9 protein-coding genes are annotated in these 14,531 nt (G+C 64.4%); 7 read left to right on the top strand and 2 right to left on the bottom strand.

Annotated elements, in window-relative coordinates; all coding sequences use genetic code 11:
• The 4 genes from CQ14_RS00605 to fhuB all read left to right on the top strand — a co-directional run.
• Positions 1-4,276: non-ribosomal peptide synthetase (locus tag CQ14_RS00605; protein WP_156434593.1), on the top strand; the 4,276-nt coding region annotated here is incomplete at its 5' end.
• Positions 4,277-4,284: 8 nt separating this feature from the next.
• On the top strand, positions 4,285-5,265 hold the full coding sequence (locus CQ14_RS00610; protein ID WP_057856022.1) for an alpha/beta hydrolase: 981 nt from the start codon (positions 4,285-4,287) through the stop codon (positions 5,263-5,265).
• Between the two features lie 31 nt (positions 5,266-5,296).
• Positions 5,297-6,280: an ABC transporter substrate-binding protein gene (locus CQ14_RS00615; RefSeq protein WP_057856023.1), complete on the top strand. Its 984-nt coding sequence runs from the start codon at positions 5,297-5,299 to the stop codon at positions 6,278-6,280.
• Positions 6,267-8,273, top strand: a complete 2,007-nt coding sequence (gene fhuB, locus CQ14_RS00620) for a Fe(3+)-hydroxamate ABC transporter permease FhuB (RefSeq protein WP_199805402.1) — start codon at positions 6,267-6,269, stop codon at positions 8,271-8,273. The genes CQ14_RS00615 and fhuB overlap by 14 nt, the downstream gene beginning before the upstream one ends.
• A gap of 22 nt (positions 8,274-8,295) precedes the next feature.
• Here the strand turns inward: fhuB and CQ14_RS00625 are convergent, their stop codons facing one another.
• Positions 8,296-9,120 carry an ATP-binding cassette domain-containing protein gene (locus CQ14_RS00625; protein WP_057856024.1) on the bottom strand — a complete coding sequence of 275 codons (825 nt, stop codon included), beginning with the start codon at positions 9,118-9,120 and terminating at the stop codon, positions 8,296-8,298.
• A 64-nt stretch (positions 9,121-9,184) separates the two neighbouring features.
• Positions 9,185-10,246, bottom strand: coding sequence for a siderophore-interacting protein (locus CQ14_RS00630; RefSeq protein WP_057856025.1), 1,062 nt, complete (start codon positions 10,244-10,246; stop codon positions 9,185-9,187).
• Between the two features lie 308 nt (positions 10,247-10,554).
• On the opposite strand from CQ14_RS00630, the gene CQ14_RS00635 reads away from it, so the two are divergent.
• The 3 genes from CQ14_RS00635 to CQ14_RS00645 all read left to right on the top strand — a co-directional run.
• The gene (locus CQ14_RS00635; RefSeq protein ID WP_283807180.1) at positions 10,555-12,255 is read left to right on the top strand and encodes a cyclic peptide export ABC transporter; all 1,701 of its coding nucleotides are present in this window, start codon (positions 10,555-10,557) and stop codon (positions 12,253-12,255) included.
• A gap of 231 nt (positions 12,256-12,486) precedes the next feature.
• Positions 12,487-13,551, top strand: a complete 1,065-nt coding sequence (locus CQ14_RS00640; RefSeq protein ID WP_057856027.1) for a GNAT family N-acetyltransferase — start codon at positions 12,487-12,489, stop codon at positions 13,549-13,551.
• Positions 13,552-13,573: 22 nt separating this feature from the next.
• On the top strand, positions 13,574-14,531 hold a 958-nt coding region (locus CQ14_RS00645), incomplete at its 3' end, for a lysine N(6)-hydroxylase/L-ornithine N(5)-oxygenase family protein (protein ID WP_057856028.1).

Consider the following 14,531-nt stretch of genomic DNA (forward strand, 5'->3'; position numbering starts at 1 on the left):
CCTGCTGCGCCAGACCGACGTCGGCGTCACCGACAATTTCTTCGAGCTCGGTGGCGACTCCATCATCTCGCTGCAGATGGTGAGCCGCGCGCGCCGCGAGGGCGTATCGATCGAACCGCGCGACGTCTTCCGGCATCAGACGATCGAGGCGCTGGCGGCGTTGTCCCGCGACGTCGGCCCGGCCGAGGACACACCGGCATCCGAACGCGGTTCGCTCGCGGGGCTATCCAGCGAGCAGCTCGAACGGCTTGATCTGGACTGGAACCGCATCGAGGACATCTACCCGCTGTCGCCGATGCAGCAGGGCATGCTGTTCCACAGCCTGCGTGATGTCGGCAGCGGCATCTACGTCAATCAGGTCAGCGTCGAGATTCGCGGCCTCGACCCCGAACGTCTGGGCCAGGCATGGCACGCGGCGACCGCACGCCATCAGATGCTTCGGACCGGCTTCCTGTGGCGAGAGCTATCCGGCTCGCCGCTGCAAGCCGTCTATCGCGATGCCGTCGCACCGTTCGAACAGGAAGACTGGCGCGATCAAGCGATCAGCGACGAACGAATTTCGGCGGCACTTGCCGGCGAACGCGCCGCCGAGTTCGACCTCTCGATGCCGCCGCTGCAGCGCGTGCGGCTGTTGCGCCTTGAGGATGATCTCTACCGGCTGATCTGGACCTATCATCACATCCTGATGGACGGATGGAGTTCGGCAAGGTTCGTCGGGGAAGTCCTGCAATGCTATTACGGCGGCGCGCCGGCCGCGAACCCGACGCGTTACCGCGATTACATTGCCTGGCTACTGGCACAGGACGCCAAGGCGGCTGAAAACTTCTGGCGCGGCCAGCTCAAGGCCTTCGATGAGCCGACACAGCTGGCCGATGCTTTCGGTTCGCGCCATCACCAGGCATCCGGCCATGAGCGCTGCTATACGCGGCTTGGAGAGACCGCGACCGCGGAGTTGAAGGCGTTCGCGCGCCGTGAGCGGATCACGCTCAACACCATCGTTCAGGGCGTCTGGGCCTTGCTGCTGCAACGCTACACCGGCCAGCAGACCGTGACATTTGGCGTTACCGTCGCTGGCCGCCCGGCCAATCTTGACGGCTCGCAGCAGATGCTCGGGCTCTTCATCAACACGCTGCCGGTGATCGAGACGCCGTCGTTCGCCAGCACGGTCGGAGAATGGCTGCGCGCGCTGCAGGACCGCAATTCGGCGATCCGCGACTACGAGCATACGCCGCTCTACGACATCCAGGGCTGGGCCGGCCGCGCCGGGCAGACGATGTTCGACAGCATCATCGTGTTCGAGAATTATCCGATCGAACGCAGCATGCACCAGGGCGATGGGTCGCTGCAGTTCAGCGGGCTCAGAAACGTCGACGTGACGAACTATCCGATGGACCTGTCGGTGCTCGTCGAGGACACGCTGCAGATCGAGTACACCTATATGCCGAGCCATTTCACGGCGGCGCAGGCGGCGCAGATCAAGGCGCAGTTCGAACATCTGCTTGCCGCGCTGGCGCGGGACGCGACGGCCATGCTCGGCAGCATCGATCCGGTGACGGCGATCGACGCCGCGCTTGCCGAAAATTGCAATCGCCACGCGATGCCGGCAGCGCCGCTGCCGCTGGTGCATGAGGCGATCAGCCGCCATGCGAGGCGCCATCCCGAACGGACGGCGCTTACCATCGGCGGCAGTGTGCTCTCGTTCGGCGCGCTCGACGCCAGGGCCAACCGTCTTGCCCATCATCTGATTGCCCGCGGGCTCAGGCCCGAGCAGCGCGTCGGTGTCGTGGTCGAGCGTACCGAAGCCACGATGGTTGCGCTGCTGGCCGTGCTGAAGGCGGGTGGGGCGTATGTTCCGCTCGATCCGGAGCTTCCAGCCGAGCGGCGCACGTTCGTGATGCGCGATGCCGGCATCTCGTTCCTGCTGACGGGGCAGATCGACGTCGAAGGCGGCATTGATCGTGTTGAAACAATCGCGCTTTCCACATTCGACTTCGATGCGGGGCCGGACCATGCGCCGCAACCGGCGTTGCATGCCGATAATCTCGCTTACCTGATCTACACGTCCGGCTCGACGGGAACGCCAAAGGGTGTCGCAGTCGCCCACGGGCCGCTCGCCATGCATTGCCACGTCACGGGCGGAATTTACGAGATCGACGACGACTCGTGCGAGCTGCATTTCCTGTCGCTGGCCTTCGACGGCGCCCATGAGCGCTGGCTGACGGTTCTGTCGCATGGCGCGCGGCTGTTGATGCGCGACGCCGAATTGTGGACGCCGGAGCAGACGGTCGAGAACCTGCACGCGCACCGCGTCAGCCATATCGGCTTGCCGCCGGCCTATCTGCAGCAGGTCGCAGAAGCGGTCGAGCAGTCGGGCAATCCGCCGCCGGTCAAGCTCTATTCGTTCGGCGGCGAGGCGATGCCGAAGGCAGGCTTTGACAAGGTCAGGCGCGTTCTGAAGCCGCGCATCCTGATCAATGGCTACGGCCCGACGGAGACCGTCGTCACGCCGCTGGTCTGGAAGGTCGATGGCACGGGTGAATGCGAGACGCCGTACGCGCCGATTGGCGTGCCGGTCGGTGACCGCCGCGCCTATATTCTCGATGGCGCCCTCAACATCATTTCCGCAGGTATCGCCGGCGAGCTTTATCTCGGCGGCTTCGGTGTTGCCCGCGGCTATCACGGCAAGGCGGGCATGACTGCCGAAAGGTTCGTGCCTGATCCATTCTCGGCGGTGCCGGGAGCCAGGCTATACCGTACCGGTGACCTCGCGCGATGGCGCGAAGACGGCACCGTCGAGTATCTCGGCCGCAGCGATGACCAGGTCAAGGTCAACGGCTTCCGGATCGAGCTTGGAGAAATCCAGACCACGCTGCTTCGCCATGAAGAGGTCGAGCAGGCGGCGGTGGTGGCGTTGCCGGGCGCGACGGGAAATCAGCTCGTAGCCTATGTCGCGCCGAAGGCGGCAAAGGACGCATCGGGAGCAGCCGCTGACGCGCTGGTTGAGAGATTGACCGCGTTCCTGAAGCAGGCCCTGCCGATCTACATGGTGCCGGCGCGGACCATGGTGCTGAAGCGGCTGCCGGTCTTGTCCAGCGGCAAGATCGACCGGCGTGCGCTGCCGGCGCCTGACACGGCAGCGCGAAGCTTCGTGGCGCCGCAAGGGCCGATCGAAACCGCGATGGCGCGGCTGTGGGCTGACGTCCTCAAGGTGCCGCAGGTCGGCGTCACCGATAATTTCTTCGAACTCGGCGGCAACTCGATTCTCAGCCTCAAGGTCGTGGCCAGGCTCCGGCAGGACAAGACGTTCGGCATCGAGATCAAGCTGCGCGATCTCCTGCAGAAGCCCACGATCCGGGCGTTGCTCGCCGACAGCGGCGCTGCGGTTTCCGTCGCCGCGTCGGCGCCATCGGCGCTGCTGCCGCTGAACGCTGAGGTTCGTGGCGCGCAGCCGGTATTCTCTGTGCATGGCGGTTTCGGCACCGTCTTCGATTATGGGCCGCTGGCGCGCCGTCTCGAAGGACGCCGGCAGGTGATCGGGCTGCAGTCCAGAATGCTGGTCGACAGTTCGTGGAGCGACCGCTCGCTCGAGGCGATGGCCGCGGACTATGCGAACGAGATCAGGCAGGTGCAGCCGCAGGGGCCGTATAGTCTGGTCGGTTGGTCGCTCGGCGGCCTTATAGCCGGCCTCGTTGCCGCCGAGCTCGAACGCTCCGGCGAGCGCGTGGAGTGTCTTGCCATGGTCGACAGTTTCGTGTTGCGACCGCAGGGCGGATCGAACCGGCAGGAAGCGGCAGTCCACTGGACCGACGATCTGGCTGGATTGCTGTCGGCCGTTCTTCCGCGATCTGCCGCCGCCCGCATCACCCCGCATGCGGAAGAGGCGAAAGCCGCAGAGCTACCGGAGACGTCGGAGAACGTCCGGCATCTGGTCGCACAGATATCGGGGGAGGAGGTATCGGCGGACGACAGGCTACTCGGCGTCGACGACATAGCCGGTGCTTTTGCCGTCGGGCGACATCTCAAGATCGTGACGCAGAGCGCAAGCCCACCGTGCCGTCTTGCGGCGAGGCCATTGTGCTGGTGGACATCAAGCCGGCTGGCACAGCGCGACCGGCTGGAGACGCAACTGCCTGAGGCCGTCGATCGCGGCGTCGTCGGCGACGACCATTTCACGATCCTCAGGGATGCGCGCCTGCTCGATGAGATCTGCGGCCTGCTTGTGCCGGAGGCGGCATCGCCGGCGTCGCAGGACACGGTTCCGGAACCGGCGGAATAGGCAATCCCATGAATCTTGATCCAGACATCGCAGCGCTACTCGAGATGGTGCAGGCAGGCACTGAAAGCGGCGTCCGCATTCCGTTCCCGCAACTGACGGCCGTTCAGGCGCGGGCCGATTTCGATGCATCCTCGCCGCTGCTCGATGTCGATCCGCCGGCGCTTGGCTACGAGCGCCAGCTCTCGCTGCCGACGCGCGATGGCGCGATGATCGAGGCGCGGCTTTACGCCAAGGCGGAACCGAGCAGCCGCAATCCGTTGCCGGTTCTCCTCTATATGCACGGCGGCGGCTTTGTCGTCGGAAGCCTCGATTCCCATCAGCCCTTGTGCCGTGGCCTTGCCGAAGACAGCGGCGCGGCCGTGCTGTCGGTTGGCTACCGGCTTGCGCCTGAGCACAGGTTTCCAACCGCCTTCGAGGATGCCGTCGATGCGCTGACCTGGATCGGTCGCGAGGGCCTCGCGGCGGGACTGGATGCCGGCCGCATCGCCGTCGGGGGCGACAGCGCCGGCGGGACGCTTGCCGCTGCGCTCGCCATCGAAGCCAGGGCGAACCGAAGCCTGCCGCAGCCTGTGCTCCAGGTTCTCGCCTATCCCGGCCTGAGCTCCCGGCAGACCTCCGATTCCTACGCGCGTTACGGTGCCGGCTATCTGCTGGAACGCAGCACCGTCGACTGGTTCTTCCGGCAATATCTTCGCCACGACGCTGACCGCGACGACTGGCGCTTCGCGCCGCTCGCCGCACAAGATCTCTCAGGGCTGCCCCCGGCGCTCATCGTGCTGGCCGAATTTGATCCGCTGGTGGATGAGGGGCGCGACTATGCAGCAAAACTGCGCGCCGCAGGCGTTGCCGTCGATCTGCAGATCTATCCGGGCATGATCCATGAATTCCTGCGCATGGGAAATGTCGTGGCCGATGCCTTGCGGGCGCGGGCGGCGATCGGGCAGGCGCTGGCCAGCGCTTTCCATGCTGCCGGTGAAAGGGCGGCCTGATGTGGAAATGCTGCGGGAATGAGGGTATGTCATGGCGGCACCCTCCGCGACCTCGCCGCAAGGCTTTCCTGAGCCGGATTCCATGAGCACGTTTGTCCCCGACTACAGGCTGTCCCGCCGCGCGCTTCTAAGAGCGGGCGCGGGCATCGGCGGCGCGGCGCTTGCCGGTGGTCTGCCGATGGCATTTGCCCAAGGCGGTGGATCGCGATCCGGTCCCCGCGTTGCCGCGCTCGGTTGGGCCTGTGCGCAGACGATACTGGCGCTCGGCATGGTGCCGCTGGCCGTTCCGGAGATCGAGCGCTACGGCAGGCTCGTCGTCGAGCCGGCTGTCCCGTCAAGCGTTCAGGAAATCGGCCTGCGTTCGGAGCCAAATCTCGAATTGCTGCAGAGTTTGGCGCCCGACATCATCATCATCGATCCCAGCATCACGGCCGCGATGCCCCGGCTCAAGCTGGTTGCCCCGGTCGAGGTGTTTACGATCTTCAAGCCCGGCGGGCATCCCCTGGAAACGGCGCGCCGTTCGACGATGGAACTGGCGCAGCGTCTCGGCGTGCAGGCCGCGTGCGAAGCCTATCTCGCGCGCTTCGATGTGGCCATGACAGGCTATCGCGAGCAGCTTCGTGGCCGCGGCGGCACGCCGCTCTATCTCGTCAGCGAAATCGCGCGCAACCGTGCGCTCGTATTCGGCCCGAACAGCCTCTATCAGGAGGTACTCAATCAATTCGCCCTGAAGAATGCCTGGACCGGCCAGAGCGGCCCGTGGGGGCACACCAGCGTCGGCCTCGAAGTGCTCGCCGCAGTGTCCGACGCGCGACTGGTGCTGTTGAGCTCGCGCGTTGCCGATATCGAAGCGCTGCTCAAGGCGAGCCCGGTGCTGCAGACCCTGCCGTTCCTTCGTTCAGGACGGCTGACGGTGCTGGGCAATCAATTCTTCTATGGCGGCGTGCCGGCGGCCGAGCGCTTCGCACGTCTGCTCGCCGAACGTCTGCCGCAGGACAACAATGAGCAAGGTTGACGCGCTGCCCGCCCGGTCCGGGATCGAGATGCATCCGGCCGTGCTGATCGGCTTGCTGTTTGCGGCAGCCTTTGCGCTGACGTGGCGGCATCTGTCGGGACATCTGCCGGCCGGCGCATGGCTGTCGGTGCTGTGGCGGCCCGAGATCAACGACCCGCAGCAGATGCTCGTGCACTATACCGTGTTTCCGCGCATCGCGGTGGCGCTGCTGGCCGGCGCGGCCCTTGGTCTCGCCGGCACCGTCTGTCAGCAGGTGCTGCGCAATCCGCTGGCTGAACCGAGCACCCTTGGTGTCCTGAATGGCGCCTATCTGGCGCTGGCCATCACGACGCTGTGGGCGCCGTCGCTGCTCGCCTTCGGCCGCGAGTGGATTGCGCTGGCGGGCGGGTTCGCTGCCTTCCTGTGTGTGTTCGGATTAACCTGGAAGCGTGCGCTATCGCCGGTCGTGCTGGTGCTTGCCGGGCTGATCGTTGCCTATTACTGCGCCGTGACGACCCAGGCGCTGGTGCTGCTCAACCACGAATATCTGATCGGCCTGTTCATCTGGGGCGCCGGTTTCCTCAATCAGCAGGACTGGAACAACGTGACGTTTCTGGCGCCACGATTGCTGATTTCCTTCGTGCTGATCGCGGCGATGGTTCGCCCGCTGACCTTGCTCGGCTTCGACGACGAGACCGCGCGCAATCTCGGCCTCGGACTGACGCGAGCGCGGGTCTGCGCGCTGGCGATCGCGATCGCGCTCAGCGCTTCGGTGGTCAGTGTGGTGGGCGTGATGGGCTTTGTCGGCCTGGCTGCGCCGGCCATCGTCATGCTGTCGGGGGCGCGCCGGTTTCGCGACCGGCTGATCTGGGCGCCACTTTGCGGCGCCATGCTGCTGTGGCTGACCGACGAGCTGGTGCTGCTGATCCCGCCCGGTTACCGCGAAATGCCGGCCGGCGCGGTGACAGCCCTGATCGGCGCGCCGATGTTGCTTCTGTTGCTGCCGCGCTTACGGTCCACCGTGCTGGTGGGAAACCTCACGCCATCCGTTGCGCCACGGCTTGTGCATCCCCGGCGGATGATCCTGTTCGCGCTCGCCTTGCTGCTGTTCGTGGTCTGGATCGCGCTTGCCGTGGGCGTTGGCACCGAGGGCTGGCGCTGGAGCGGCCTCGCCGGCATCCAGGAATTTTGGCCATGGCGCTGGCCGCGCGTGGTGTCGGCGATGGCGGCGGGCGCCACGCTGGCCGTGGCCGGCACGCTGCTGCAGCGCATGACTGGAAATCCGATGGCCGCGCCGGAGGTGATGGGCATCAGCTACGGCGCCGCGATGGGCGTCATCGTTCTTCTCTATCTGTTTCCCGCTCACACGCGGCTGGCGCAGATTGCAGCGGGAGGGATCGGCGCCTTCCTCGTGCTGGCGCTGGTGCTGCTGTTCAGCCGGCGGTCCGAATTCAGTCCGGAACGGGTGCTGCTGGCGGGCGTCGCCATGAGCGCGGCGTTCGGCGCGATCATTGCCATGGCGCTGGCGACCGGCGACCCCCGCATCGGCATGCTGCTGTCGTTGCTGACGGGCTCGCTGTATCAGATCGGTCCGGCGGAAGCCCTGGTCCTTGCCGCCGCGGCGCTGATTCTGCTGGTCATGGTGCCGATGCTGTCCCGCTGGCTCGACATCCTGCCGCTGGGAGCGGCAGCATCGCGTTCGGTCGGCATCTCGCTGGGGAGAAGCCGAATCATCATCATGCTGCTGACGGCACTATTGACGGCGACGGCGACGCTGATGGTGGGGCTATTGAGCCTGGTCGGCTTCATCGCCCCGCACATGGCGCGGATGATGGGGGCGCAACGCGCGCTTCATCAGGCCGCGCTGGCCGCGATGATCGGGGCTATCCTGATGGTGTTTGCGGATTGGGCCGGGCGAATGGTGATATTTCCATTCCAGATGCCGGCGGGCATTTTCGCGATGATGCTTGCCGGGCCCTATCTCATCTGGCTGTTGCGCCCGCGACGCGGATGAGAGGCGCGGTGAACTTGGATCGTCACCGCGCGAAGCTGATGAGATGGCCGTGATCCGGCGACGGCATCACCCCCATCGCAATGCCATAGATGGTTTCGAGTTCGGCCGGGGTCATGATCTTGTCCGGGGTGCCACGGGCAATCAGCTTGCCTGAATGCAACGCGATGATCTCGTCGCAGAAGCGCGCCGCCATGTTGACGTCATGGAGCACGACGACGACGCCGAGATTGCGCTCGCGGGCGAGTTGTTTCACGAGCGACAGAACCTCGATCTGATGGGCGATGTCGAGCGCCGAGGTCGGCTCGTCGAGCAGCAGGCATTCGGCATCCTGCGCGACCAGCATCGCGATCCAGACCCGCTGGCGCTCGCCGCCCGACAAGGTATCGACCAGCCGGTCCGCGAACGGCTCGATGTGAGTCAGCGCCATGGCTTCCGCGACCTTGTCGCGGTCAGTGTCGCCAAAGCGGCCGAGCGCGCCATGCCAGGGATAGCGGCCGAGCGCAACGAGCTCCCTGACCAGCATGCCGGCGGCGGGCGGCGTCTGCTGCGGCAGATAGGCGACCTTGCGGGCGTATTCCCGATCGCTCCATTCGCGCAAGCCGCGGCCTTCGAAGCGGATCGTGCCGGAGGAGCTCGGCTGCTGCCGCGCCAGCAATTTCAGCAAGGTTGATTTGCCGGAGCCATTGTGCCCGATCAGGCCGACGACACTGCGCGCAGGAAGGGATAGCGTGAGCGGTTCGAGCAGCGCGCGCTCTGCGACCGCAAAGCCGACCTGGTCGAGCTCGAACAAGGACGCGGGCGCATCGGGGGAGGCTTGCGCGATCTCGCTTGGCCGGACTACGTGCATGAGAGGGTGCCTGCGATGCGGTGCGAGGTGAGCGCCGTCCCGCCGGCCAGCGTGTGTCGGGAGGTCATGGCTGGCGCAGGCTCCAATACGCGACCGCCAGGTGCTGATCGCGGGAGAGCTTTCGGTCCTCGCGCAGATGATTTCGCAGTGCCTTCAGCGCCTGCGCCTCGCACGCGACCCATGCAAAGACGTCGCGATGGTCGGGCCATCGCACGGCCTTGACGGCATTGACCAGTATCTGCGTCGTCCCGGCCGGATGGTCGCCGCGATGCAGCCAGCGGACCGATACGCCTTTTGGTGCGACCAGCGGAACTTCTTCAAGTCGGTCGGCGACTTCGATGAAGACTTCGCCGGTTGCCGTTGCCGGCAGCGTCTCGAGAATTCGCGCCATGGCGGGCAGGGCGGTCTCGTCGCCCGCCATCAGCACCCAGCGCGCCGGGCGAATGCTTCGCCCGAGCGGGCCTGCCATGCCGCAAACCGCGCCGGTCTGCGCGTTGACAGCAAACGCCGAACCCGGTCCGGCATGATCATGAACCACGAAATCGATATCGATCTCGTGAGCCTGCAGATCGATGCGGCGGATCGTGTAGTAGCGCGTGACGGGCCTGCGGTCGGGTTCCGGCCACAGGATACGTCCGTCCGGAGCAGGCCATGGCCATTCGGGCTTGGCGAGGCCTTCGGGCGGGAAATACAGCCGGACATGCAGGTCATCGTCATTCACGAAGCGCGCGATGTCGTCGCCGGTGAAGGTCAGCCGGCGCATGCGCGGCGTCAGGGCGATCGCAGCCTTCAGCCGCACCTCGCGGAAGTTCGCCAGCGTGCCTCCATCGGACTCATGGCCGGACCAAACGATGGTCGGTGCCTCCTCGCCGGCGAACTCGATCACGTGGGAGGCGACGACCGAGCGCAGCATTTCGAGATTGCCCTTGTCGTTAGCCTCGACGCGGATCTTGAGTGTTTCGGCCTCGACGGCGAGCGAGCTGGTTCCAAACGGCAGCTTCGCCACCATCAGGCCGCCCTGGTCCTCGAAGGCGATGTCATGCTCGGCCAGATGATCGATCATCCGTGCAGCAAGGCCGGCGGCATCGGGAAGTGCGATGCGGGTTTCGGAGATAAGCGAATCCAAAGTCATTCTCCAGTCGGGCCTGTCCGATGCTGGCCTGCAAGCGCTTCGATTTCCGGGATGTCGCGATCCGACATGGCGGCTGGACCCACGTCCTACTCGCTCGTCGGCTGCGATGCAAAGGCGGCACTACCCGCATTTTATTAAAGGCATCGCCGATCACAAATTAGAATCCATCGAAAAAGGCCGAAAAATAAGCTCTGGAATAGTGATGCTGTCATCATGTATGCGCATCGCACCAGCAAGGCTGTTCGTACCAGGACGGGCCGTGTAGGTTCGCTTCAGCTCTACTCCAGCGCGCGGCACACATGATGAACCCACGAAGCGGCCTGACGGCGCAGATTCTGCATCTCCTGCGGCCATACTGGCCGATCGTGCTGGGCGGCATCGTTCTCGGCGTCGTCGGCGGCGCCAGCGTTGCGGGGTTGCTCGCGGTCGTCAACCGCGGGCTCTACGCGACGCAAGGCGACGTCGCAACGCTGCTCTTCGCGTTTGCAGGCCTGTGCCTGTTGATCCTGATCGGCTCCATCGGCGCCGATATCAGCGCCAACTATGTCGGCCAGCGGATCATTGCCGAGCTTCGCAAGTCGCTCGCCGCCAAGATTCTGGCCGCCCCGATCGATCAGCTCGAAATCTATCGGAGCCATCGCCTGATCCCGGTTCTCACGCAGGATGTCGATACGATCAGCGATTTCGCGTTCTTCTTTTCTTCCTTCTTCGTCTCCCTCATCATCACGCTCGGCTGCATGGTCTATCTCGCGGTGCTGTCGTGGCCGTTGTTTCTCATTACTGGGCTCGTCATCGTGCTCGGTTCGCTCGCGCATGCCTTTGCGCGAACGCGGGGCGTTCGAGGATTCAACGCCGCCCGCGATTCGGAAGACGAGCTGCAGAAGCACTATCGCGCGATCGCCGAGGGCGCGAAGGAGCTGCGGCTGAACCGCGCGCGCCGGCAACGCGTCTATGTCGAGCAGCTCCAGCGCACGGTCGACCTGATCAGCACGGTGCAGGTCAAGTCGATCAATCTGTTCGTGACGGCGCGGGCGCTCGGCACGATGCTGTTTTTCGTCGTGATCGGCGTGGCGCTGACCTTGCGGCCGTTCCTCTGGCCCGACAGCCCAGCCGCGGTCTCCAGCGGGTTCGTCCTGGTGCTGCTCTATATGCGCGGACCTATCGATCAGGTCATCGGCATCCTGCCGTCGCTCGGCCGTGCGCAGGTGGCGATGCGGCGGATTGCCGATCTTTCGGAGCAGTTCTCGACGCCCGAACAGGACTTGCTGGCCGCGCCATCCACCGCGCCGGATGGATCAGGCAAGATCGAATCGATCGAGCTCCGCAGCGTGTCGTACGGCTTCCGTGCCGTGCCGGGCAGCGAGCCTTTCGTGCTCGGGCCGATCGACCTGCATGTCCGCCGGGGCGACATCGTCTTCATTGTCGGCGAGAACGGCAGCGGAAAGACCACGCTGATCAAGCTGCTGCTCGGCCTTTACGCACCGCAGGGCGGCACGCTGCTGCGCGATGGCCGGCCGGTCGAGACGGAAACGCGGGATGATTACCGGCAGCTCTTCACCACCATCTTCTCAGACTATTACCTGTTTGAGGATCTTCTGCAGGGTGCCGGAATGGTGCCTGAGGACGCCGAACGCTACCTGAAGCGGTTGGAGGTCGCGCACAAGGTCTCGGTCGAGAACGGCGTGTTTACGACGACGGACCTCTCGACCGGCCAGCGCAAGCGGCTGGCGCTGATGAATGCGTGGCTCGAGGAGAGGCCGGTCCTCGTATTCGACGAGTGGGCCGCGGATCAGGATCCTGCCTTCCGTCACATCTTCTACACGGAATTGCTGCCCGACCTGAAACGCATGGGCAAGACGATCATCGTGATCTCGCACGATGATCGTTACTTCGGCGTAGCGGATCATCTGGTGCGGCTTCGTCACGGTAAGCTCGTCGCAGGCGAAGCGGTGGCGCATGACGTCATCAAGTCGTCATCGGTTCCAACTGACGCTGCTCTTTAGAGTTATTTTATTCTCGAAATAATTTGAGTCGAAGTTCAGGCTCTTTCGAGATGTATGCCACCGACAGCATATGATGCCTTTCGCGGCGCCGTTCCGCGCAGATTTGTAAGGAATCTAAACTGCGTGTGTTGGCATTCCTTGTCATCCTGTGCGGGAGTGCTTTAGATCGCAAGCGCGACCAAGAGATCGCGTTTCGTTTTTGAGCAATCACGTTTGCAATGCGAGGGCCGGATGAACATAGCTTCGAGCTCCGCGATCTGGCCCCGCGCGTTTCCGATCGGACCGCATTCTGCGATGACCGTCGTTCAGGACGGCGGTGGCGACCTGCGCGTTGCTGCCGGCGCCGTGACCGTGATGCGGCTGCGGTTCGACGAGCCGCTGGATCGCCTGAAGCTATTGGATATTCCCGACGATCTACAGCTCGCGATATCTGCAGTCGCCGCGGCGGCCGAAGCGATGTTCGGTTGGCGGCCAGGCCTTGATCGGCTTGTGCTGGATTTGGCGGGCAGGGAAGCCTTGGCGCGCGAGTTGATGGACCATGGCCTCGCTGTCATGGCGGGAACGGAGCTTGCGCTGCTTCCTGAACTGGTGATGCAGCGGCGAGGCAATTGGCTGGTCAACGCCGAGCAGCCGCCAATGCCGCAACTTCATTTGATGACGGAGGGCAAGCGCCATCCGCGGCGCTCGCCCAAGCCCATGGGAAAGGTGTATGCCCGGTTCATACCCTGGCTCGCCGCGGTGATTTCCTTTCGTGTCGCCAATCTCGACGGTGACCTGCAATTGCTGCACCGGTGGATGAACGATCCCCGTGTCGACGCATTCTGGAACGAGGCGGGCGATCTCGAAAAGCATCGGCGCTATCTCTCCGGTATTCTGGCGGACCCGCATATGCTGCCGCTCATCGGCTGCTTCGATGACGAGCCGTTCGGTTATTTCGAGCTCTATTGGGCCAGGGAAAATCGCATCGCGCCGTTCTACGATGCCGACGACTACGATCGTGGCTGGCATGTCGTTGTCGGCGAGGATGCCTATCGCGGGCGCCGCTACATCAGCGCCTGGCTGCCATCGCTGATGCACTACATGTTCCTGGACGATTGCCGGACGCAGCGAATCGTCGGCGAGCCGGCGGCGGCGCATTCGCAGCAGATCCGCAATCTCGAGGTTTCGGGATTCGCGAAAATCAAGAATTTCGACTTTCCGCACAAGCGGGCTACCCTCGTCACGTTGTTGCGCGAGCGATTCTTCGGCGACCGGCTGTGGGTGCCCGCAGCCACAGCCCCGGCGGCCAGGTCCTAAGGCCCGAACGGAGCGCGGCTTCATGTCTCATCAGCTTGCGATCGAGCACGACGTCGTCGGCGTCGGATTCGGGCCTTCCAATCTCGCGCTTGCCATCGCGCTGGACGAATGCGCCAGTAGGTCACGTCTGAAATGCGCGCCGCTGTTCGTGGAGAGGCAGCCGCATTTCACCTGGCACGGCGGCATGCTGCTGCCGGGCAGCGACATGCAGATCTCGTTTCTCAAGGATCTCGTTTCGCTGCGCGATCCAACCAGTCCGTTCACCTTCGTGAACTATCTGCACAAGCGCGGCCGCTTGCTGGATTTCGTCAATTGCCGGACGTTCTATCCGAGCAGGATAGAGTTCAACGACTATCTCCGGTGGGTCGCCGAGCAGTTCAAGTCTCGGGTTGCCTACGGCGAAACCATCGTTGCCGTCGAGCCGGTGATAGCAGGGCAAACCGTGACGTCCTTGCGGGTTCATTCGCGGACGCTTGCCGGCGGAGAGACGGTGCGGCTGGCAAGGAATCTGGTGGTCGCTGTGGGAGGGCAGCCCTATGTCCCGCCGGTGTTTGCGAAGATGGTTGGCGATGCCAGATTGTTCCATACCAGCCGCTATCTGGATGCGGTCGAGCGCGCCGGCCTGGAGGGCAGGGCAGCGCGCGTGGCCGTGATCGGCGGAGGACAGAGCGCAACCGAAGTGACGGTCGACCTTCACGGCCGTTTCGCGCAGGCACGCATCGATTTGATCTTTCGCGGCCATGCCTTGAAGCCGTCCGACAGCAGCCCGTTCGTCAACGAGATTTTCAATCCCGATTACACCGACTTCATCTACCCGCAGCCTCCTGAGCGGCGGGACGCCATCGTTCGCAATTTCCGGAATACGAATTATGCGGTGGTCGATTCCGACCTGCTCGATCAACTCTATCGACTGCTCTACCAGCAACGCGTCGGCGGCGAGACACGAGTGGCATTGCATCCGCGCAGCGAGATTACGGAGG

This window comes from Bradyrhizobium lablabi (assembly GCF_001440475.1).
Lineage (GTDB): Bacteria > Pseudomonadota > Alphaproteobacteria > Rhizobiales > Xanthobacteraceae > Bradyrhizobium > Bradyrhizobium lablabi.